Here is a 20,995-nt window from a genome sequence, read left to right on the forward strand (position 1 = left end):
CCTTCGGCGTGCCCGTGCCCGGTCGCCACCGGTGACGCGGCCGGCGCGGCCTCAAGCAGGCGGCGCGGCTCAAGCGGGCGGGACGTCGTGCAGGATGCGCTGGAACAGCCGGTGGTCGCGCCACCGGCCGTCGATGTGCAGATAGCGCGGCGCCGTGCCGATGGGCTCGAAGCCGCACCGCTCGAGCACGCGCTGCGAACGCAGGTTGTCCACCAGTGTGGTGGCTTCGATCCTGTGCAGCCCCAGCTCGCCGGCAACGATGCCGCACACCGCCTCCACGGCCGCCGTCGCCAGGCCCCTGCCCTGGTGGTCGGCCGCCGTCCAGTAGCCGAGGTAGGCGCTGCGGAAGGGGCCGAGGGTGATGCCCGAGAGCGTGATCGTCCCGACGACGCGTCCGTCACCCGCGACGAGCAGCCAGGGCACCATGCGGCCGGCCCCGTACTCACGGAGCCGTTCGGCGAGGCGGCCGGCCTGTCCCTCGACGGTGAAGAAGCGTTCGTCGCGACGCGGCTCCCAGGGAGCCAGGTGCTCACGGTTGTCCACGTACGCCGCGCACAGCGCCTCCGCGTCGGCGGGCGTCGCCGTCCGCAGCACCGTGCCGTCGGGCAGCACCGCGGTGCTCACGCCTTCGGAGCGACCTTCGACAGGCCGTTGATGATGCGGTCCATGGCGTCGCCGCCCGACGGGTCGGTCAGGTTCGCCAGCATCTTCAGGGTGAACTTCATCAGCAGCGGGTGGGTCAGACCGCGCTGCGTCGCGATCTTCATGACCTTCGGGTTGCCGATCAGCTTCACGAACGCGCGGCCCAGCGTGTAGTAGCCGCCGTACGTGTCCTTGAGGACCTTGGGGTAGCGGTGCAGCGCCAGTTCGCGCTGGGCCGGGGTCTGCCGGGCGTGCGCCTGGACGATGACGTCGGCCGCGATCTGGCCGGACTCCATCGCGTAGGCGATGCCCTCGCCGTTGAACGGGTTGACCAGACCGCCCGCGTCACCGACCAGCAGCAGGCCCTTGGTGTAGTGCGGCTGGCGGTTGAACGCCATCGGCAGGGCCGCGCCCCTGATCGGGCCCGTCATGTTCTCGTCGGTGTAGCCCCAGTCCTCCGGCATCGAGGCGCACCAGGCCTTCAGGACCTCGCGCCAGTCCAGTTCCTTGAAGGACGCCGAGGTGTTCAGGACGCCGAGACCCACGTTGGACGTGCCGTCGCCCATGCCGAAGATCCAGCCGTAGCCGGGCAGGAGCCGGTCCTCGCCCGGACCGCGCCGGTCCCACAGCTCCAGCCACGACTCGAGGTAGTCGTCGTCGTGACGCGGTGAGGTGAAGTACGTACGGACCGCCACGCCCATCGGGCGGTCCTCGCGGCGGTGCAGGCCCATCGCGAGCGAGATCCGGGAGGAGTTGCCGTCGGCGGCGACCACCAGCGGGGCGTGGAAGGTGACCGGGGTCTTCTCCTCGCCGAGCTTGGCGTGCACGCCGGTGATCCGGCCGGTGCGGTCGTCGATGACGGGGGCGCCGACGTTGCAGCGCTCGTACAGCCGCGCGCCCGCCTTCTGGGCCTGGCGGGCCAGCTGCTCGTCGAAGTCGTCGCGCTTGCGGACCAGTCCGTAGTCCGGGTACGAGGCGAGCTCGGGCCAGTCGAGCTGGAGACGCACACCGCCGCCGATGATCCGCAGGCCCTTGTTCCGCAGCCAGCCCGCCTCTTCGGAGATGTCGATCCCCATGGAGACCAGCTGCTTGGTGGCGCGCGGGGTGAGGCCGTCGCCGCAGACCTTCTCGCGCGGGAAGGCGGTCTTCTCCAGCAGCAGCACGTCCAGCCCGGCCTTGGCCAGGTAGTACGCGGTGGTGGAGCCGGCCGGGCCTGCCCCGACGACGATCACATCGGCAGTGTGCTCGGTGAGGGCTTCGGTCACGGCGGCTTCTCCCGAGTATTCGATGGGGCATTCCGATATTTGCGTACCGAACGGCACAGGACCTGTGCAGTCTTGTGCAGTCTAAGGTGGCGTACCGATCAACCGACCGAAGGGCTCCGTCTATGAGCAGCAGGCCGCTCCCCGTCATACAGCTCCGGGTGCCCACGGACGAGGACGCCGTCATCTGGCACCGGGTCTTCGACGACCCGGAGGTCATGGAGTTCCACGGCGGAAGGGCGGCCGAGCTGTCCGTGTACGAGGAGCTGACGGCCCGGCAGCGCAGACACGACGCCGAGCACGGGTTCTGCCTCTGGACGATGCTCGACGAGGACGGCGAGGTCGTCGGTTTCACGGGCGCCCAGCCCTGGCCGCACGAGGACTTCGGCCCTGTCGGCGAGATCGAGATCGGCTGGCGGTTGGCCCGTTCCGCCTGGGGCCGAGGCTACGCGACGGCCGCCGCCCGCACCACGCTGGAGCGGGTACGGGCGGCGGGGGTGGAGCGGGTCGTGGCGATGGTGAACTCCCGCAACGAGCGGTCCATCGCGGTGACGAGGCGGCTCGGCATGGAGCTCGCGGAGACCTTCACGACCCCGGTGTCCCGGCAGAGCGGCTACTGCTTCCGGCTGGAGCTCGGCGGCCCCGGCCGCCCCTGAGCGCCGGCGGGGCGCTCAAAGGGCAGTGGCCTGCGGGGTGCCGGGACCGCGGAGGCGGGCTCAGCCGACCGTGAACGTGCTGATGGCGGTGGAGAACACGACGTCCTTGGCGGGATCCCAGGCGTCGGCGCGTCCGGCGGCAAGAATCGCGTACTCGGTCCCGTCGGCGGCGACGAAGGCCTGGTCGATCACATGACGCCGCAGGTCGCTCTCGTCGGGCTCGGGTACGTGCGTGAACTCCCAGATCGCGCCCGGACGGTCCTGGTAGGTGTTCTCCTCCAGGCGGAGCCGCTCGTAGTCGCTCCCGGCCTTGGCCAGATGCTTCTGCTCCAGGCCGGTGAAGTTGTCGTACGAACTCATCGGCGTGTTCCTGACGATGCCGATCTGGAGGTAGTCGCCGCCGGTGGGCGCCTCGTAGAAGACCTGGCTGCCCGCCTGCCGGCGTGACCACCCCTCCATCACGCCGACGGTGAACCCGGCGGGATCCCGCTTCAGCACGAAGCCGGCCGGGAGCACCGGGTCCGCGCCGGGCGACGGCCCCGTCGCGCTCGGGGACGGCGTCGTGGTCGGCGTGGGGGACGCCGCCGGAGGTGGCGGGGTCGGCGAGGGCGAGGCGGAGCCCTTCGCGTCGCCGTCGGGCGTCCCGGCGATCTCGATCGACGGATCGGCCCGGTCGTCCCGGTCCTGGAGCATCAGCACGCCCGCGGTCGCGCCGCCGCCGATGACGAACGCGGCGGTGAGGGTCGCCGTCCACACCAGGACCCGGCGCTTGTCGGCCCCGTCGGCGGCGGGCTCGTCGTACGCGCCGGGAAGCGGCGGCTGCGGCACGTACGGTGCGGGCATGTGTACCGCTGCGCCGCCGTCCACGGCGGTGGGGATGGGCACGGAGGCAACCGGACCCGGCTCGGGCGCGGGCCCCACGGCCCCTGCGGTCTCCGGCAGAACAGCCGGGTCCGCGCCGGCGGGAGCGGCGGGGTGCGGCGTCGCCTCCACGGGAGCGGCGGGGTGCGGCGTCGCCTCCACGGGAGCGGCGGGGTGCGGCGTCGCCTCCAGGGGAGCGGCGTGGCCTGGCTCGGCAGCGGGGACGGGCGCCGCGCCGGCCGGGCCGGGGACGGGCCCGTAGGGCGGCGGGGTGTGCCCCATGGGCACTTGCCCCGGCATGGGCCACACCGGCGGATGCGGGGCGGAGCCCGTTCCCAGGGGCGTCGGCCCGCCGCCCGTGAGGCGCAGCAGCACGGGGCCGAGCAGCACCGCTCCGCCCACCCACAGGAGCCCGAACAGCAGCGCGTCCGGCACGCTCGGGGCCACCTCGGTCGTGCCCATGCCGCCGAAGTCGCCCAGGGCGCCCGCGAGATCGGTGGTCACGCCGCTGACGCCGGTGAACGTCAGAAGCAGTGCCAGCGTGAACCCGCCTGCCAGCAGCTGCTCACGGCGGTCGATGGAGCGGCGGGCCGTCCAGAGACCGATGGCCAGCGCGCACACGGCGCCGAGCACCAGGACGCCGGCCACCGCGCCGCCGCCCCACTCGTCGGAGATCTCCCCGAGGCCGATGCTGCCGCGCTCCACGGCGGAGTCGCCCCAGCCGACACTGCCCCGGAAGCTGTACTCCACGGGCACGCCCCAACTCAACCCGAGCACGGCGAAGCCGATGTTGGGCAGCATCGGCAGGGCGAGCAGCAGTGCCGTGCCGTCCACGTCGTCGGTGCGGGCGTAGACCACGAAGCCGACCAGCGAGCACAACGCGACCACAGCGCCCACGACGCCGACGGCCGTGCCCGTGGCGCGGACCGCCGCCCGGGCGGCCGGACGCTGCGCGAGCGCGGCTGCGAACCGGTCCCGCTGGAGCACCCCGGCGGTCACCACCAGGGAGATCACCAGGGCGCCGAGCGCGGCGAGCACGGGCGAGGAGGAGACCTTCACCCCCAGGATCTCGGGCTGGGCGAACAGCCCGAGCACCAGTACCGCACCCGTCACCAGCAGGGAGACGCGCACCGCTGCCTCCAGGCCCTCGCCGCGACGGCGCAGCGTCCGGGCGCCCAGCCAGAGGGCGGTGATCCACAGCGCGGTCACCGTCAGCGGCACGAGTGACAGGGACGCCGCTCCCTGCGCGAGTTCGTCCATGCCGGAGCCGTAGGAGCCGTCACCGTCGGACCCGAAGCCCGATCCGGAGCCGAACCCGGGTCCGTCCGGTCCGTACGGTGACGCTCCGGCCGCCTTCAGCTCGAAGCCGCCGCCGACGCCTTGGAGCAGCAGGGCGAGGGCGATACGAAGCCTTTCGCTCCAGCCGACGAAGACCTCGTCGTCCTGGCCGTAGGACGGGATCGCCAGCCCGATCGAGAGCACCAGCAGCAGTCCGGTCGGCCACGCGGCGGCCTTGGCGGCCGACAGCCAGTCGCCCCGCATCGCCCGTCCGAGGAACGCACCGACGGGCGACGGCTGTACGGGGCCGGGCCCGTACCCGGGCGGGGGCGGCACAGCGGGAGCGGGCGGGGCCGCCGGTGCAGAAGGGGCCGATACCGAAGGGGCCGGCAGGGCGGCGGGGGCCGGTGGCTCGGCGGGGGCCGGCGGAGCCGGCGACCCGGCCGGCGCGGACGGAACTTCGGGCAGCCGTTCCTTCCCGCATTTCATACAGAAGCGCGCCTCGTCCGGGAACGGGGTGCCGCAGTGCAGGCAGTACGACGCCATGGGGAGACTCCGAAAGAGCAAGCGGTGACGGGGAGACGGGGACGAAGGGCATACGAGCCGTGAGCTGTCTTGGACAACTGACTCATCTTCACCATCGGTCGGTTCCCGTCAACTCGCCCTTCCACAAAGGAAGTGGGCGGCGCCTCAGAACACGGACAGCCCCGTGAGTGTCGTGAAGCGGTCCAGCGCCGCCACGCCCGCCACCGAGTTGCCCCGCGCGTCCAGCCCCGGGCTCCACACGCACAGCGTGCACCGCCCCGGCACGACCGCCACGATCCCCCCGCCGACCCCGCTCTTGCCGGGCAGCCCGACCCGGTAGGCGAAGTCCCCGGCCGCGTCGTAGGTACCGCACGTGAGCATCACGGCGTTGATCTGCTTGGCCTCGCTGCGGGTCAGCAGCCTGGAGCCGTCGGCGCGCAGTCCGTGCCGGGCCAGGAAGCGGGCCGCCAGGGTCAGATCGGCGCAGCTCATCTCGATCGAGCACTGCCAGAAGTAGTGGTCGAGCAGTATCGGCACGGGGTTGACGATGTTGCCGTAGGAGGCCATGAAGTGGGCGAGGGCGGCATTGCGGTCGCCGTGCGCGGACTCCGACTCGGCGACCTCGGGGTCGAAGGCCAGGTCCGGGTTGCCGCTCTCCTGCCTCAGGAATTCCAGCAGTTCGCTGCTCGCGTCGCCGGTCAGGGTCTGCAGCCGGTCGGTGACGACGAGGGCTCCGGCGTTGATGAACGGGTTGCGCGGGATCCCGTTCTCGTACTCCAGCTGCACCAGCGAGTTGAAGGGGTTGCCCGAGGGTTCACGGCCGACGCGGTCCCACAGGCTCTCGTCGTCCGCGGCGAGGGCGAGCGCGAGGGTGAAGACCTTGGTGATCGACTGTACGGAGAAGGGGTGTTGCCAGTCCCCCACTCCGTGCACCGTGCCGCTGACGTCGGCGATCGCCATGCCGAAGCGCCGCGGGTCGACCGAAGCGAGGGCCGGGATGTACTCGGCGGGGGTGCCGCTGCCGATCAGCGGGGCGATGTCGGCCGCGATCTGTTCCAGGACCGCCTGGTAGTCGACGGCGATCCCCTGGTGCTCCATGTCCGGTTGCCTACCGGGGCCGGGTGCCGCGGTGCAGCGCCACGATGCCGCCGGACAGGTTGCGCCAGGCGACCTGGGACCAGCCGGCCTGCTGGAGGCGGCCGGCGAGCGCAGGCTGGTCGGGCCAGCTCTGGATCGACTCGGCGAGGTAGACGTAGGCGTCGGGGTTGGAGGAGACGGCCCGCGCCACGGGCGGCAGGGCACGCATCAGGTACTCCTCGTACACGGTGCGGAACGGCGCCCAGGTCGGGTGCGAGAACTCGCAGATGACCACGCGCCCGCCCGGCTTGGTCACCCGGTACAGCTCGCGCAGCGCGGCGTCGGTGTCCTGGACGTTGCGCAGTCCGAAGGAGATCGTCACGGCGTCGAAGACCCCGTCGGCGAACGGCAGCTTCGTCGCGTCGCCCGCGGTGAGCGGCAGCCAGGGGTTGCGCTTCTTGCCTTCGCGCAGCATCCCGAGGGAGAAGTCGCACGGCACGACGTAGGCGCCGGTTGCGGTGAACGGCAGGGACGAGGTGCCGGTGCCCGCGGCGAGGTCGAGGACCTTCTGGGCGGGGCGGGCGTCGACCGCCTTCGCGACCTCCTTGCGCCACAGCCTGGCCTGGCCGAGCGAGAGCACGTCGTTGGTGAGGTCGTACTTGGCCGCCACGTCGTCGAACATCGAGGCGACTTCGTGCGGCTGCTTTTCCAGGGAGGCTCGGGTCACGGACCCATTGTGCAACCCGAGCCGTCCCTGGGAGGGACCAGGGTTCCACCCGCGCGCCACGGGACGGACCGACTGTCCGCCGAGGAGCCCGGTGGGCCGTATCGCGGCCGGTCGCGGAAGCGGTGCCTCGACGCCGTCAAGGGGCGGACAAGGCCGGACGGCCGACCGGGCAGCCCCGCGCCCGGCTACCTGCTCCGGTGGACCAGCCGGCCGCCGATGACGGTGGCCACACACGTCGACGCCCCACGCCGCACCAGTTCGGCCCGGTCCGGCACGTCGAACACCGCGAACCGGGCGGGCCCTCCCGGGTTCGGCTTGGGGAGCAGGACGAGCGGCACCGGCGAGAAGGACGGGGGGCCGGACAGCTTCGGCGGGCGTCCGCCCACGACCAGCCCGGCGCGGCGTACGGCGTCCAGCGCGGGCCGGCTGCGCAACTCGCCCGCGATGGCGACCGTTCCGTGTGCCAGGAGCTTCTGGACGCCGCGGCGTGCGCTCGCACCCCGTCGTGACGCTTCGGCGCGGAAGAGTGCCTGCGCCCGCTCCCCGATGATCGGCTCGGTGCCCAGCTCGGCGGCCTCGCGTGGGTCGGGGTGGTAGGCGGCTTCGAGCAGCTCGGGGCCGTAGGGGTTGAGCAGCCCCGGCGTCAGGATGCCGGGCCACCGCCGTACCCGTGCCTGCGGGCGGACGGCGGCCAGCTCCTCGAACGGGCCGACGGCCGCGACCTGCGCGCCGTCGACGAGGACGGCGAGCTCGGGCGAGGCCTCGGCCACGTGAATGGTCAGCAAGACGGCCTCAGTTCGAGGCGAGCAGCTTCAGCTCGGGGTGCGCCGTCCCGCCCTCGATCGCCGTGGACGAGATGTGCGACACGACCCGCTCGTCGACCGGGTCGTCGGCCGGGTCGTCGTGCACCACGATGTGCTCGTACGTCGTGGTCCGCTGCGCCGGGACGCGGCCCGACTTGCGGATCAGGTCGATGATCTCCATGCGGTTGGAGCGGTGCTTGGCGCCCGCCGAGGAGACGACGTTCTCCTCGAGCATGATCGAGCCGAGGTCGTCCGCGCCGTAGTGCAGCGACAGCTGGCCGACCTCCTTGCCGGTGGTGAGCCAGGAGCCCTGGATGTGCGCGACGTTGTCGAGGAAGAGCCGGGCGATCGCGATCATGCGCAGGTACTCGAAGAGCGTGGCCTGCGTACGGCCCTTGAGGTGGTTGTTCTCGGGCTGGTACGTGTACGGGATGAACGCGCGGAAGCCGCCTGTGCGGTCCTGCACGTCGCGGATCATGCGCAGGTGCTCGATGCGCTCGGCGTTGGTCTCGCCGGTGCCCATCAGCATCGTGGACGTGGACTCCACGCCCAGGTTGTGCGCGATCTCCATGATCTCCAGCCACCGCTCGCCGGACTCCTTGAGCGGCGCGATCGCCTTACGGGGCCGCTCCGGCAGCAGCTCGGCCCCGGCACCCGCGAAGGAGTCCAGACCGGCGGCGTGGATGCGCGTGATCGCCTCTTCGACGGGCACCTTGGAGATCCGGGCCATGTGCTCCACCTCGGACGCGCCGAGCGAGTGGATCACCAGCTGCGGGAACTCCTTCTTGATGGCCGCGAAGTGCTCTTCGTAGTACTCGACGCCGTAGTCCGGGTGGTGGCCGCCCTGGAACATGATCTGCGTGCCACCGAGCTCGACGGTCTCCGCGCAGCGGCGCAGGATGTCGTCGAGGTCACGGCTCCAGCCCTTCGCGGTGTCCTTCGGCGCGGCGTAGAAGGCGCAGAACTTGCACGCCGTGACACACACGTTGGTGTAGTTGATGTTGCGCTCGATGATGTACGTCGCGATGTGCTCGGTGCCGGCGTACCGGCGCCGGCGCACGGCGTCCGCCGCCGCTCCCAGGGCGTGCAGGGAGGCGGAGCGGTAGAGCTCGAGCGCTTCCTCTGCCGTGATCCGCCCGCCTTCTGCGGCACGGTCCAGGACGGGCTGAAGATCGGCCTTCTCGGTCACCGGGCGTCACCCTTCGGCGGTTTTTCGGTGGATCTACGGACCGATCCAGGCTACGCCACCCCTCCGGCCGTCCCGTCAGCCGGTCTTCCTGGTGAGCGTGGCGGTCGGCCGGCCCGCGGCGTCCTCGTCGGACCGGTAGCGCAGTGTCCCGTCGTCGTCGAGCGTGAAGACCAGTCCTGCCTTGCCCGAGGTGCACTGGCCCTGCTGTCCCGGCCGTTCGGGGTCGGTGCGCTCCTCGACGCGCAGGGACCGCTGCGTGCTGCCCGCCGCGAGCTTGCCGATGCCGTGGCACTCCACGCTCACCCCCAGCACGGAGATCGAGGTCGTCGTGCGCACCACGTCGTCCAACTTGCCGCCCTCGGTGAAGGTGACGGTCAGCGTTCCGTGCGGCAGGCCGGTCCGCTCGACCGCCGGGCCGCTCCAGGTGCCGAGGAACGCCTCCGGCACCTCATCGACCTCGGCGGAGGCGGAGGCGGAGGGGCTCGGGCTTTTCGATGCTGTCGCGGCAGGTGGTCGGGCGCCGGTGTCGCCCTGGTCCGCACCGCCGGCGCCGTCCCGCCACTGGTCGAGCAGCACGGCACCGCCGACCGTGACGGCGGCGAGCGCGCCGGCGACCGTGAGCGCCAGGGTGCAGCTGACCCGGCGGCCCTGTCGGCCGCCGGCGGCGGTGACAGAGAAGCCGTTTCCCGGCGCCTGGGACGGGCCGGTCGGTGTCCCGTCCGGCTGCGGTGCCCAACCGGCGGGCGCCTGCCCCGGCGGGCCGGGTTCGATCGGCGGGCCGAAGACACCGACGGCCGGGCTGCTGAACGCGACGGGTCCCGACGCGGCGCCCTCGGGCGGGGCGGGCGGGGGCTCCGGCAGCGATTCCAGGTGGAGCAGTTCCACCGCCGCGCGGCTGATCTGCTCGACCAGCGGCCCCGGCAGCCACCCCGAGGACGCCCCCGCGGCGACGGCCAGCCCGTCCGCGATCTCGCCGGGACCCGGCCGCGCGGCCGGGTCCTTGGCCAGGCAGGCGGCCACCAGGTCCCGCAGTTCGCCGTCCAGCGCACCGAGTTCGGGCTCCTCGTGCACCACCTTGTAGAGCAGCGCGGCAGAGGAGTCGCCGTGGAAAGGGGCGGTGCCGGTCGCCGCGTACGCGAGGACCGCGCCGAGCGAGAAGACGTCGGCGGCGCCGGTGACGCCCTTGCCGAGGATCTGCTCGGGAGACATGTAGCCGGGTGACCCGACGGAGACGCCGGTGGAGGTGAGCGACGCCGTGCCGTCCGTGGCACGGGCGATCCCGAAGTCGATCAGCCGCGGCCCTTCCAGCGTCAGCAGCACGTTGGACGGCTTCACGTCCCGGTGCACCAGCCCCAGCGCGTGCACGGCGACCAGCGCGCGCGCCAGCCCCGCGCCCAGCACCCGCACCGCGTGCACGGGCAGCGGGCCGTGTTCCGTGACCGCCTGGGTGAGGGAGGGTCCGGCGACGTACCCGGTCGCCACCCACGGCACCGGTTCGTCGGGGCCGGCGTCGAGGACCGGAGCGGTCCACTCGCCGCCGACCCGGCGCGCCGCCTCCACCTCACGCCGGAAGCGGGCACGGAACTCGTCGTCGAGCGCGAAGTGCGGGTGGACGACCTTGACCGCGACGGTGCGCCCGCCGGCGCTGCGTCCCAGATAGACGCGTCCCATTCCGCCCGCACCGAGCCTGCCCAGCAGCCGGTACGCGCCGATGCTGCGCGGCTCGCCGGGATCAAGCGGCTGCATCTGAACTCCCCCGTTCGGCATCCTGCGCCCGTCGGCCCTCAGCCTAGGGGCTGCCGGGGGCGGCCGGGCCGGGCGGGGAATCCGGTCAGCTGCCGAGGAGTTCGACCTTCACGTCCGCCGGGAAGCCGGACGTCGGGCCGGTCCTGCGGGCGAACTCCGTGACGCCCGCGAGCTGGTCCGGACCGAAGCGGAAGTCCAGCGTCGTGAAGTAACGCTCCAGCAGCTCCGCGTCGAAGGCCTCCCAGCGCGCCGCCTGTTCGGCGACCTTGCCGACCTCTTCGAGGGACAGGTCCCGCGAGGCGAGGAAGGCCTCGTGCACCTTGCGCACCACGAGGGGCTCACGGGCCAGATAGTCCTTGCGCGCGGCCCAGACGGCGAAGACGAACGGCAGTCCGGTCCACTCCTTCCACATCTGCCCGAGGTCGTGGACCTGGAGGCCGAGGCGGGGTGCGTCGTGGAGGGAGGCCCGCAGCGCGGCGTCGCCGATCAGGACGGCCGCGTCGGCCTCCTGCATCATCACGCCGAGGTCGGGCGGGCACGTGTAGTAGTCGGGGGCGACCTGGTACTGCTCGGCCAACAGCAGTTGGGCCAGCCGTACCGACGTGCGGGAGGTCGAGCCGAGCGCGACCCTGGCCTTGTCGAGCTGCTCCAGCGGAAGCTGCGACACGATCACGCAGGACATCACCGGACCGTCGCAGCCCACCGCGAGGTCGGGAAAGGCGACGAGTTCGTCGGCATTGCGAAGGAATTCCACGAGCGTGACGGGCGCGATGTCGAGTTCGCCCCTCACCAGCCGTTCGCTGAGCTTCTCCGGGGTGTCCTTCGTCAGTTCGAGATCGAGGAGAGTTCCGGTCCTGGCAAGCCCCCAGTAAAGGGGGAGGCAGTTCAGGAACTGGATGTGACCGACACGCGGCCGGCTGCGACGGAGGTCGGTTGCTGTGCTTTCTCCAAGACTGTCCACATCGTGAGGCTAGACCCGTCCCCCGGATCCCTCCCCGCCGGGTCGCCGCGATTGCCGGGCGCGACCCGTCCGAGCTGGGCTTCGTCAGCGCGGCGAGGGTCGGTCAAACGTCCGGGTGACGTGATCTTTCCCTCTACCGCTGCGCACACGCTGCGTGCTAGGCTCGACGCAAGTTGCAGTTTGGTTTCCCTTGCAGTACAGAGCCTGCGGAGCATGTAACCCGCAGGCTTTTGTAGTTTTCAGACTTCTTGCAGGTTCTGGAGCAGGGCAACCCTTTGGCCCATAGGAGGGCTTATGGCTACCGGAACCGTCAAGTGGTTCAACGCTGAAAAGGGCTTCGGCTTCATCGCCCAGGACGGCGGCGGCCCGGATGTCTTCGTCCACTACTCCGCGATCAACGCGTCCGGGTTCCGCTCCCTCGAGGAGAACCAGGTCGTGAACTTCGACGTCACCCAGGGCCCGAAGGGCCCGCAGGCGGAGAACGTCACCCCGGCCTAGTCAGCCAGGGTCGGCGATCGCGCACGACTAGCAGTACCCAAGGAGCCCCGTCCCCGTACGTCGTACGGAGCCGGGGCTCCTGCCTTTCCAGGGCCTCTCCGGGATCTTTCCCGGCCCTTTCCCGGATCTTTCCCGCCTCTCCACCGGCCGGCGTCGGATCTGCGGCAGATCCGACGCCGACCCGGGGCCTCCCGAGAGGGCGCTCAGTCGCGCCGGCCGTCGTAGAGGGCCTCGATGTCGGTCTCGAAGTCGTGGGCGATCTCCGAGCGCTTGAGCTTCAGTGACGGCGTCAGATGCCCGCTCTCCTCGGTGAAGTCCACCGTCAGCACCGTGAAGCGGCGGATCGACTCCGCCCGGGACACCAGCCGGTTGGCCTCGTCGACCGCGCGTTGCAGCGCGGCGAGCAGTTCCTCGTCCCGGACCAGGTCGGCCAGGGGCAGATGCACCTTCTTCTTCATCCGCCGCCAGTGGTCGAGGCCGTCCTGCTCCAGCGTCAGCAGGGCGGTGATGTACGGGCGGTTGTCGCCGACGACCATGCACTGGGACACCAGGGGATGCGCGCGCAGCCAGTCCTCCAGCGGCGCGGGAGCGACGTTCTTGCCGCCGGAGGTGATGATGATGTCCTTCTTGCGCCCGGTGATCGTCAGGTATCCGTCGTCGTCGAGGGCGCCCAGGTCGCCGGTGGCCAGCCAGCCCTCGGCGTCCGTCAGCGGTACGGCCTCGCCGCGCTCCGCGTCCCAGTGGCCGGCGCAGACCTGGCCGCCGCGCAGCAGCACTTCGCCGTCGTCGGCGATGCGCACCGCCGTGCCCGGCATCGGCCGGCCGACCGTGCCGAGCCGGGGCCGCAGCGGCGGGGTCACGGTCGAGGCGGCCGTGGTCTCGGTGAGCCCGTACCCCTCGAAGACCTCGATACCGGCACCCGCGTAGAACGAGGCGAGACGGCTGCCCAGGGGCGAACCGCCACAGATGGCGTACCGGACCTTGCCGCCGAGGGCCGCCCGGATCCGGCGGTAGACCAGCGGGTCGTACAGGGCCCGTGCCGCCCTGAGGCCGAGCGAAGGGCCAGGGCCGGTGCCGTGCTCCGCCGCCTCAACTGCCCGCCCGTAGCGCCGGGCGATTCTCGCGGCGCGGTCGAACGAGGAGGCGCGGCCGAGTTTCTCCGCCGTCGCCCGGCCGGTGTTGAAGACCTTCTCCAGGACGTACGGGATCGCCAGCAGGAACGTCGGCCGGAAACCGGCCAGATCGGCGAGCAGGTCCTCGGTCCGGATCGAGGGTGCGTGTCCGAGCCGCACCCGGGCGCGCAGGCAGCCGATGGCGACCATGCGGCCGAAGACATGGGAGAGGGGCAGGAAGAGCAGGGTCGAGGCGGGTTCCTTGCTGAGCGACTTGAAGACGGGGTACAGCAGTTCGACGGCGTTGTCGACCTCGGCGAAGAAGTTCGCGTGGGTGAGCACGCAGCCCTTGGGGCGGCCGGTGGTGCCCGAGGTGTAGATCAGCGTCGCGATGGCGTCCGGCGACAGTCCGGCCCTGCGTGCCGTGACGACGGCGTCCGGGATCCCGGCCTTCTCACCCGCCTCGCGGAGGTGGGCGACGGCCCCGGTGTCGAACGCCCACAGGTGGGTCAGACCGGGGAGTTGCCTGCGTTCCTGACTGATCGTCCTGGCCTGCGCGGCACTCTCGACGACGCAGGCGACGGCTCCTGAGTTCTCAAGGATCCAGCGGGCCTGGAAGGCGGAGGAGGTCGGGTAGACGGGGACGGTGACGAGGCCGGCCGCCCATGCGGCGAAGTCGAGGAGCGTCCATGCGTACGTCGTACGGGACATGATCGCGACCCGGTCGCCGGGTACGAGCCCTTCGGCGATCAGCCCCTTCGCCACGGCGAGGACGTCCTCGGCGAATTGCGCCGCGCTCACGTCCTGCCAGGCTCCGCCCGCGTCCTTGACGCTGAGGACGGCTTCGCCGGGAGCCTCTCGGGCGTTGTGGAAGGGGATGTCGGCAAGCGAGCCGTGGGTGACGGCCGGTACGAGCGCCGGCACGGAGACCTCCCTCACGACGCCGTCCACCAGCTTCTTGTGCGGCTCCACCGGCACGGGCGCACCGCCGGGAACAACCAGATCGACTGACACGTGCGGCTCCTCGTCATGAAGGCTGACAGGCGTGCTGCGCAAGGGCCGGCCGGCTCACGCGCGTTCGGCGACCGCGGTGACGTCCCGTCCGTCCGCGGCCCGGCGGGAGTTGGTTCCGCGGCCCGGCCTCGCGTACTGCGGGGTGTCGTCGCCGCCGTCTCGACCATCTCCTGACTTCTGAGTAACCTTACTCAGGAGTAAATCTACGACCGAGCAGGAGCCAGGACAATGCCCGATCGCTGTCCGAACGTCCCCGGCAGGCCGTCGGCCGGACCGCTCACGCGAGGGGCGAGGCCGGAATCATGAACGGCGTCGCGGCGGTGAAACCCTGCGTGGCAGGCCCCGAGCCACGTGTCCGCGGCCGGAACCTGTCGGGGGCGTGACCGTGCGGACCACCCTCGCCTCGCCCCCCGCCCTCACGCCGCTGCTCGTCCGCGGGGCGATGCTGTCGCCGCTGAAGCGCCGTGTCCACGCCGGGGCGCAGCTCCCCGGCACCCGGCTGGTCCTGCCCGGCGCCCGTACCGACGCCGCGCGACTCGCCGCGTACGCCGACGTCTGCGGCTTCCCGGCGGGCGGGCCGCTGCCGCTCCCCTACCCGCACATCCTCGGATTCCCGCTCGCCATGCGGCTGATGGCCGACCGCGCCTTCCCGCTGCCGCTCCTCGGCCTGGTCCACACCCGTATCGAGATCAACCGGCGCGGGCCTGCGCTGATGCCGGCCGACCGGCCCGAACTCACGGTGCACGCCGAGGAACTGGTCCCGCACCGGCGCGGCACCGAAGTGGTCATGGTGACCCGGGCGCGGCTCGACGGCGAGCTGGTGTGGGAGTCCCGCAGCTCCTATCTCGCCCGGCACCGCACCGGTGACGACGGCCCGCGGGAAAGCGCCCGCGCCGCCGAGCCGCTGCCCGCCGTGACCGGGTGGCGGGTCCCCGGCGACCTCGGCCGCCGCTACGGCGCCGTCTCGGGTGACCGCAACCCGATCCACCTGCACCCGTTCACGGCGCGGCTCTTCGGATTCCCCGGCGCCATCGCCCACGGCATGTGGACGTTCGCCCGCTGCCTGGCGGAGGCCGAGCAGGCCGGTGGGCCCGCCAAGGGCGCGCGGGCCGAGTTCCGGGCGCCGGTGCTGCTGCCCGCCGATGTCACCTACGCGGCACTCACCGCCCCGGGCGGCACGCGCTTCCAACTGCGCAGCGGCGACCGCGTGCACCTCACCGGGGAGACCAGCGCTCCCCCTGCATGAGGCCGCCGAGGCCGGTCCACGCGAAGTTCATCAGGAGGCCGGCGGCCTCCTTCGCCGAGATGCCGCCGGAGTCGTTCGCCCACCCCGCGAGCGACTCCGCGGCCCCCACGAGCGCCTGGGCGAGGCCTTCGATGTCCCGGTCGGCCAGTTCGGAGCTGCGGTGCGAGCCCGCCGTTCCCGGCGCCGGAGGAACACCTTGTTCGGCCGCCGCGCCGATCAGCACGGTCACGAAGGCGGCGATCTCCGCCCTCATCCGCGCGACCTCCGCCGCGAACGGCTCGCCGTGCGTACGCGCCTGGCGGTGCAGCACCGACCAGCCGTCGGGGTTCTCCTGCGTGTGGCGGAAGAAGGCCTCCAGACCCGCCCACATCTGCTGATCCGCCGTCAGCCCCGGCTGGATCGCCGCCTGCACGGCCTCGGTCAGCCGCTGCGCCTCCCGCCTGATGCAGGCGGTGAAGAGCTCCTCCTTGGAATTCAGGTACAGGTACACCAGGGGCTTGGACACACCGGCGAGTTCCGCGATCTCGTCCATGGAGGCGGCCCGGTAGCCCAGCTGTCCGAAGGTCCGCACGGCGGCGTCCATCATCTGCTGCTCGCGCACGGCCCGCGGCATGCGCTTGGTCCTCGCGCTCTTCACCGCACTCATCTCAGTGTTCCTCCCGCCCCGTGCCCTTACTCAGCAGTAAGCCTACGACCCTGGCAGTTGACTGCGTCATAGCGGCGTTCATGGCCCGCATTAAGGTCCACTCCGCGCGGCGGGGTCAACCGCGCGCGACGGGTCTCGGCCGTATCCGGTTCGCCCCGGACATGCGTGTGCTGTGCCCGCGGCGAGGCGGACACAGCACACGGTCTGCGTTCCCGGCTTCACGAGGGGCCGGGACCGTCGGTGGATCAGGGCCGGATCTGCTTCATGCCCTTTCGATCACTATGCCCGACCTGCCGGAGGTCCATCGGCGGCAGGCCGTGGCGAACGGGCGGTTCGCGCCGGGCCGCATCGCCCCGCACAGAACCGCGGGCCTCACCCGCTGACGGGAGAGGCCCACGAGGGAGGCGGTCGCAACGACCGCCGGACGCATGGGGCGTCAGGCGGGGACCGGCACGGTCCCCTTCTCCTCGGCCGTCACTGCGTCGGTGCCGGCCTCGTTCCCGCCGTCGATGTCGTCGATCGGCGAGGAAGTGGCGCTGTTGTACGCGTCGTGGTCGAGGATCTGCTCACGCGCCGCGACGATGACGGGGACGAGCGCCTGGCCGGCGACGTTGGTGGCGGTGCGCATCATGTCCAGGATCGGGTCGATCGCCATCAGCAGACCGACGCCCTCCAGCGGGAGGCCCAGGGTGGACAGGGTCAGCGTCAGCATCACCGTGGCGCCGGTCAGACCGGCGGTGGCGGCGGAGCCGACCACGGAGACGAAGGCGATCAGCAGGTAGTCCTGGATGCCGAGCTGCACGTCGAAGATCTGCGCGATGAAGATCGCGGCGAGCGCCGGATAGACGGCGGCGCAGCCGTCCATCTTGGTGGTCGCGCCGAACGGGACCGCGAAGCTCGTGTACTCCTTCGGGACGCCGAGACGCTCGGTGACCTTCTGGGTGACGGGCATGGTGCCGACCGAGGAGCGGGAGACGAACGCCAGCTGGATGGCCGGCCAGGCGCCCCGGAAGAACTGGACGGGGTTGACCTTCGCGACGGTCGCGAGCAGCAGCGGGTAGACGCCGAACAGGACCAGCGCGCACCCGATGTAGACGTCGGCGGTGAAGGTGGCGTACTTGCCGATGAGCTCCCAGCCGTAGTCGGCGATGGCGAAGCCGATGAGGCCGACGGTGCCGATCGGTGCGAGGCGGATGACCCACCACAGGGCCTTCTGGAGCAGCTCGAGCACCGACTCGCTCAGGTCGAGGATCGGCTTGGCGCGGTCACCGAGCTTGAGTGCGGCGATACCGGCGACGGCTGCCATGAAGACGATCTGGAGCACTTCCAGCTCGGTGAACGGCGTGATGATGTCCGTCGGGACGATGCCGGTCAGGAAGTCGATCCAGGTTCCGGCGTTCTCCGGCTTCCGGCCGTCCTTCGGAGTGAGGCCGGTGCCCGCGCCCGGGTCGGTGACCAGTCCGATGACGAGGCCGATGGCGACGGCGATCAGCGACGTGATCATGAACCACAGCAGCGTGCGCCCGGCCAGCCGTGCGGCGTTGTTGACCTTCCGCAGGTTGGTGATCGACACCAGGATGGCGAAGAACACGAGCGGCGCGACGGCCAGCTTCAGCAACTGGACGAAGATCGAGCCGACCTGGTCGAGGGTGTCCTTCAGCCAGCCGATGTCCTGGCTGCGGGCGAGGGCGCCGAGCAGGACGCCGAGCGCCAGACCGGCGACGATCTGGGCCCAGAAGGGGACCTTGGGTATACGGAATCCGGAGCCGGACTGCTTTCCGGCAGGGGTGGACGCGGTGTTCGCGGACACGGACGCACTCCAGTGATGGCGTTCGGGAAGTACAGGGGGACGGGGTGCGGCGCCCGTGCGCGGAAGGGCGCGGCGCCGCTGCGTGATGCCGGGTTGTCAGATGTGGCGGCAACAGACCGCGGACATGCAGCGGCACAGATCGACATGCAGGCGCGCCACGAGCAGGAGGCTCGCGGCGTCCGGGTGGCGCACTGCTGTCTTCACGCCGAATACGTTAACACTTGAACTTATCGAAGCTCAAAGCTCCCCTTTGGGCCCCCTGCCGGCCCGCCCTGCCGGGTGACCGTCGGCCCGCCCTACTGGGTGATGCCGTCCTCCTGCTTGCGGTTGGCCTCGAGACGGGCCTTGGCGCTGTCCACCTTGGTGACGATCTGGGCGGACATCGCGTCACGCTGCTTACGCAGCAGCACGAAGCTGAGCGGCGCGGAGAGCACGAGCGCGAGCAGCACGACCCAGACGAAGTTGGAGTCGCCGAGTCCCTTGGGCAGGGCGCCGACCTGGACCAGTCCGACGACGACGACGAAACAGCCGACGAAGATCGCCAGACGCAGTGCGGTGTACTTGATCGCGGCACTCGTCCTTGCAGCGGACACGGCGGGCCTTCTTCCTTGCGTACGACGTGGGTGCCCGTCCAGTGAAGCACGCCGCGCCGAAGGGCTAGCCAAGGGGCAGCAGCATGATGACGTCGTCGCGGTCGTCGCCCTCGCCGACCCGGATCGCCCCCGGCACCCGGCCGACCTCCTTGTAGCCGCAGGCAGCGTAGAAGCGGTCGGCACCGGTGCCGCCGCGGCAGGTGAGACGTATCGCCTCGATGCCTTCGAAACCGCGGGCGGCCTCGGCGGCGGCGGCCATCAGGTCGCGTCCGTACCCCTTGCCCTGGTGGCCCGGGTGGACCATCACCGTGTAGAGCCAGATCCAGTGCTTCATCAGGCGGTGGGTGTTGAAGGCGAGGAAGGCGGTGGCCGCGACAGCGCCGGCCTCGTCGCGGCCGACGAGCAGCCGCATCCGGCCCTCGGCGATGGCGGTGAGGTGGCCCAGCCACCCCGGCCGGACGTCCTCGGCCGTCACCGGCGGGACGAAGCCGACTGCGCCGCCCGCGTTGCTGACGTCCGTCCAGAGTGCGACGACACCGTCCCGCAGCTCGGTCGTGAGGGCCGGGTCGAGTTCGAAGGTGAGGGCCATGCGGGCCAGCGTAGAAAACGGCGAACCCCGGCCGGGGCCGGGGTTCGCAGAGCGAGACGGACGCGGTCCGGGTCTCAGACGCGCATGGGCTGCGGCGACTCACGGCGGTCGGCGTCGGGGCCCGGGTACTCGCGGATGATCTCGTAGCGGGTGTTGCGCTCCACGGGACGGAAACCGGCGTCGCGGATCAGGTCGAGCAGGTCGTCGCGGGTCAGCTTGTTCGGCGTGCCGTAGTTGTCCGCGTCGTGCGTGATCTTGTACTCGACGACCGAGCCGTCCATGTCGTCCGCCCCGTGCTGCAGAGCGAGCTGGGCGGTCTGCACACCGTGCATCACCCAGAAGACCTTGACGTGCGGCACGTTGTCGAACAGCAGTCGCGACACGGCGAAGGTCTTGAGCGCCTCCGCGCCGGTCGCCATCGTGGTGCGCGCCTGGAGCTTGTTGCGGACCTTGCCGTCCTGCATGTCGACGAAGTCGTGCTGGTAGCGCAGCGGGATGAAGACTTGGAAACCACCGGTCTCGTCCTGGAGTTCACGCAGCCGGAGCACATGGTCGACCCGGTGGCGCGGCTCCTCGATGTGCCCGTACAGCATGGTGCAGGGGGTCTTGAGGCCCTTCTCGTGCGCCAGGCGGTGGATGCGCGACCAGTCCTCCCAGTGGGTGCGGTGGTCGACGATGTGCTGCCGGACCTCCCAGTCGAAGATCTCGGCGCCGCCGCCGGTCAGCGACTCCAGACCGGCCTCGATGAGCTCGTCGAGGATCTCGGAGGCGCTGAGCCCGGAGATCGTCTCGAAGTGGTGGATCTCGGTGGCGGTGAAGGCCTTCAGCGAGACGTTCGGCAGGGCCTTCTTCAGCTCGGAGAGCGAGCGCGGGTAGTAGCGCCAGGGCAGGTTGGGGTGGAGCCCGTTGACGATGTGCAGCTCGGTGAGGTTCTCGCCCTCCATCGCCTTGGCGAGGCGGACGGCCTCCTCGATGCGCATGGTGTACGCGTCCTTCTCGCCCGGCTTGCGCTGGAACGAGCAGTAGGCGCACGACGCGGTGCACACGTTGGTCATGTTGAGGTGGCGGTTGACGTTGAAGTGGACGACGTCGCCGTTCTTGCGGGTGCGCACCTCGTGGGCGAGGCCGCCGAGCCATGCCAGGTCGTCCGACTCGTAGAGGGCGATGCCGTCCTCACGCGTCAGCCGCTCACCGGCCCGGACCTTCTCCTCGAGCTCGCGCTTGAGTCCTGCGTCCACTTCGGGCCGCCTCCCATACGTCTACCAATCGGGCTCCACCCACGGTATCCCTAGCTCTCCTCCGGCAGGTCGCCGACCCGGTTCTCCCACTTGGTGGAGAGCACGATGGTGGTCCGCGTGCGGGAGACGCCGCGCGTCCCGGAGAGCCGGCGGATCGTCTTCTCGAGGCCGTCCACGTCGCTCGCGCGAACCTTGAGCATGTACGAATCGTCGCCGGCGATGAACCAGCAGTCCTCGATCTCCGCCAGGTCCTTCAGCCTGCGCGCCACGTCCTCGTGGTCTGCGGCGTCGGAGAGCGAGATGCCGATCAGGGCCGTGACGCCGAGCCCCAGGGAGCGGGCGTCGACGGTGGCGCGGTACCCGGTGATGACGCCCGCCGCTTCCAGGCGGTTGATGCGGTCGGTGACGGAGGGGCCCGAGAGCCCCACGAGCCGGCCGAGCTCGGCGTACGAAGCCCTGCCGTTCTCGCGCAGGGCCTGGATGAGCTGCCTGTCCACGGCGTCCATATGCCTGAGCCTTCCA

The 20,995-nt window shown here is 71.2% G+C and carries 19 protein-coding genes; 3 read left to right on the forward strand and 16 right to left on the reverse strand.

All coding sequences use genetic code 11. From position 1 onward, the window contains the following. Positions 1-69: 69 nt before the first annotated feature. A complete protein-coding gene (locus GLX30_RS15625; RefSeq protein WP_159688760.1) occupies positions 70-624 on the reverse strand; it encodes a GNAT family protein in 555 nt (184 codons plus the stop codon). After that, the gene (locus GLX30_RS15630; protein ID WP_159688763.1) at positions 621-1,907 is read right to left on the reverse strand and encodes a geranylgeranyl reductase family protein; all 1,287 of its coding nucleotides are present in this window, start codon (positions 1,905-1,907) and stop codon (positions 621-623) included. Before GLX30_RS15630 ends, GLX30_RS15625 begins: the two co-directional genes overlap by 4 nt. 122 nt (positions 1,908-2,029) lie before the next feature. Here GLX30_RS15630 and GLX30_RS15635 point away from each other — a divergent pair, with 122 nt between their 5' ends. Next, entirely contained in the window at positions 2,030-2,560 is a 531-nt protein-coding gene (locus tag GLX30_RS15635; RefSeq protein ID WP_159688767.1) for a GNAT family N-acetyltransferase, read from the forward strand. 60 nt (positions 2,561-2,620) lie between these two features. Here GLX30_RS15635 and GLX30_RS15640 read toward each other — a convergent pair whose 3' ends face one another. From GLX30_RS15640 to GLX30_RS15670, 7 genes are all read right to left on the reverse strand, one after another. Next, on the reverse strand, positions 2,621-5,035 hold the full coding sequence (locus GLX30_RS15640; protein WP_159688770.1) for a hypothetical protein: 2,415 nt from the start codon (positions 5,033-5,035) through the stop codon (positions 2,621-2,623). Positions 5,036-5,389: 354 nt separating this feature from the next. After that, positions 5,390-6,322, reverse strand: a complete 933-nt coding sequence (locus tag GLX30_RS15645) for a glutaminase (protein ID WP_159688773.1) — start codon at positions 6,320-6,322, stop codon at positions 5,390-5,392. A gap of 10 nt (positions 6,323-6,332) precedes the next feature. Beyond that, positions 6,333-7,028: a demethylmenaquinone methyltransferase gene (locus GLX30_RS15650; protein WP_159688776.1), complete on the reverse strand. Its 696-nt coding sequence runs from the start codon at positions 7,026-7,028 to the stop codon at positions 6,333-6,335. A gap of 185 nt (positions 7,029-7,213) precedes the next feature. Continuing rightward, positions 7,214-7,813: a hypothetical protein gene (locus GLX30_RS15655; RefSeq protein ID WP_159688780.1), complete on the reverse strand. Its 600-nt coding sequence runs from the start codon at positions 7,811-7,813 to the stop codon at positions 7,214-7,216. 7 nt (positions 7,814-7,820) lie between these two features. Next, on the reverse strand, positions 7,821-9,020 hold the full coding sequence (gene mqnC, locus GLX30_RS15660) for a cyclic dehypoxanthinyl futalosine synthase (RefSeq protein WP_159688783.1): 1,200 nt from the start codon (positions 9,018-9,020) through the stop codon (positions 7,821-7,823). Positions 9,021-9,095: 75 nt separating this feature from the next. Then, the gene (locus GLX30_RS15665; RefSeq protein ID WP_159688787.1) at positions 9,096-10,766 is read right to left on the reverse strand and encodes a serine/threonine-protein kinase; all 1,671 of its coding nucleotides are present in this window, start codon (positions 10,764-10,766) and stop codon (positions 9,096-9,098) included. Between the two features lie 85 nt (positions 10,767-10,851). Beyond that, on the reverse strand, positions 10,852-11,727 hold the full coding sequence (locus tag GLX30_RS15670; protein WP_159688791.1) for a menaquinone biosynthesis protein: 876 nt from the start codon (positions 11,725-11,727) through the stop codon (positions 10,852-10,854). 294 nt (positions 11,728-12,021) lie between these two features. On the opposite strand from GLX30_RS15670, the gene GLX30_RS15675 reads away from it, so the two are divergent. Beyond that, positions 12,022-12,225, forward strand: a complete 204-nt coding sequence (locus tag GLX30_RS15675) for a cold-shock protein (RefSeq protein ID WP_003967102.1) — start codon at positions 12,022-12,024, stop codon at positions 12,223-12,225. Between the two features lie 203 nt (positions 12,226-12,428). Here GLX30_RS15675 and GLX30_RS15680 read toward each other — a convergent pair whose 3' ends face one another. Continuing rightward, positions 12,429-14,351, reverse strand: a complete 1,923-nt coding sequence (locus GLX30_RS15680; protein WP_244258166.1) for an AMP-dependent synthetase/ligase — start codon at positions 14,349-14,351, stop codon at positions 12,429-12,431. A 442-nt stretch (positions 14,352-14,793) separates the two neighbouring features. On the opposite strand from GLX30_RS15680, the gene GLX30_RS15685 reads away from it, so the two are divergent. Next, positions 14,794-15,597: a MaoC/PaaZ C-terminal domain-containing protein gene (locus GLX30_RS15685; protein WP_159695060.1), complete on the forward strand. Its 804-nt coding sequence runs from the start codon at positions 14,794-14,796 to the stop codon at positions 15,595-15,597. On the opposite strand, the gene GLX30_RS15690 is transcribed toward GLX30_RS15685, so the two are convergent. The 6 genes from GLX30_RS15690 to GLX30_RS15715 form a co-directional block, all read right to left on the reverse strand. After that, the gene (locus tag GLX30_RS15690) at positions 15,566-16,243 is read right to left on the reverse strand and encodes a TetR/AcrR family transcriptional regulator (protein WP_159688796.1); all 678 of its coding nucleotides are present in this window, start codon (positions 16,241-16,243) and stop codon (positions 15,566-15,568) included. The two genes, GLX30_RS15685 and GLX30_RS15690, sit on opposite strands and share 32 nt — an antisense overlap. Positions 16,244-16,679: 436 nt before the next feature. Further along, complete coding sequence (locus tag GLX30_RS15695) at positions 16,680-18,053, reverse strand: dicarboxylate/amino acid:cation symporter (RefSeq protein ID WP_159688799.1); 1,374 nt, start codon at positions 18,051-18,053, stop codon at positions 16,680-16,682. 296 nt (positions 18,054-18,349) lie between these two features. Beyond that, positions 18,350-18,646: a DUF4229 domain-containing protein gene (locus GLX30_RS15700; protein WP_159688802.1), complete on the reverse strand. Its 297-nt coding sequence runs from the start codon at positions 18,644-18,646 to the stop codon at positions 18,350-18,352. Positions 18,647-18,710: 64 nt separating this feature from the next. Then, complete coding sequence (locus tag GLX30_RS15705; RefSeq protein ID WP_159688806.1) at positions 18,711-19,235, reverse strand: GNAT family N-acetyltransferase; 525 nt, start codon at positions 19,233-19,235, stop codon at positions 18,711-18,713. Positions 19,236-19,309: 74 nt separating this feature from the next. Next, complete coding sequence (gene mqnE, locus GLX30_RS15710; RefSeq protein ID WP_005313880.1) at positions 19,310-20,473, reverse strand: aminofutalosine synthase MqnE; 1,164 nt, start codon at positions 20,471-20,473, stop codon at positions 19,310-19,312. A gap of 50 nt (positions 20,474-20,523) precedes the next feature. After that, entirely contained in the window at positions 20,524-20,979 is a 456-nt protein-coding gene (locus GLX30_RS15715; protein ID WP_005313883.1) for an Lrp/AsnC family transcriptional regulator, read from the reverse strand. Between the last annotated feature and the right edge of the window lie 16 nt (positions 20,980-20,995).

This window comes from Streptomyces sp. Tu 2975, assembly GCF_009832925.1.
In the GTDB taxonomy this organism is placed as follows: domain Bacteria; phylum Actinomycetota; class Actinomycetes; order Streptomycetales; family Streptomycetaceae; genus Streptomyces.

What these genes read in the sequence shown, in the direction of transcription:
- GLX30_RS15635 (WP_159688767.1), top strand. Translation starts at nt 2,030, where the DNA reads ATGAGCAGCAGGCCGCTCCCCGTCATACAGCTCCGGGTGCCCACGGAC.
- GLX30_RS15645 (WP_159688773.1), bottom strand. Translation starts at nt 6,322, where the DNA reads ATGGAGCACCAGGGGATCGCCGTCGACTACCAGGCGGTCCTGGAACAG.
- GLX30_RS15665 (WP_159688787.1), bottom strand. Translation starts at nt 10,766, where the DNA reads ATGCAGCCGCTTGATCCCGGCGAGCCGCGCAGCATCGGCGCGTACCGG.
- GLX30_RS15675 (WP_003967102.1), top strand. Translation starts at nt 12,022, where the DNA reads ATGGCTACCGGAACCGTCAAGTGGTTCAACGCTGAAAAGGGCTTCGGC.
- GLX30_RS15685 (WP_159695060.1), top strand. Translation starts at nt 14,794, where the DNA reads ATGCTGTCGCCGCTGAAGCGCCGTGTCCACGCCGGGGCGCAGCTCCCC.
- GLX30_RS15690 (WP_159688796.1), bottom strand. Translation starts at nt 16,243, where the DNA reads ATGAGTGCGGTGAAGAGCGCGAGGACCAAGCGCATGCCGCGGGCCGTG.
- GLX30_RS15705 (WP_159688806.1), bottom strand. Translation starts at nt 19,235, where the DNA reads ATGGCCCTCACCTTCGAACTCGACCCGGCCCTCACGACCGAGCTGCGG.
- GLX30_RS15715 (WP_005313883.1), bottom strand. Translation starts at nt 20,979, where the DNA reads ATGGACGCCGTGGACAGGCAGCTCATCCAGGCCCTGCGCGAGAACGGC.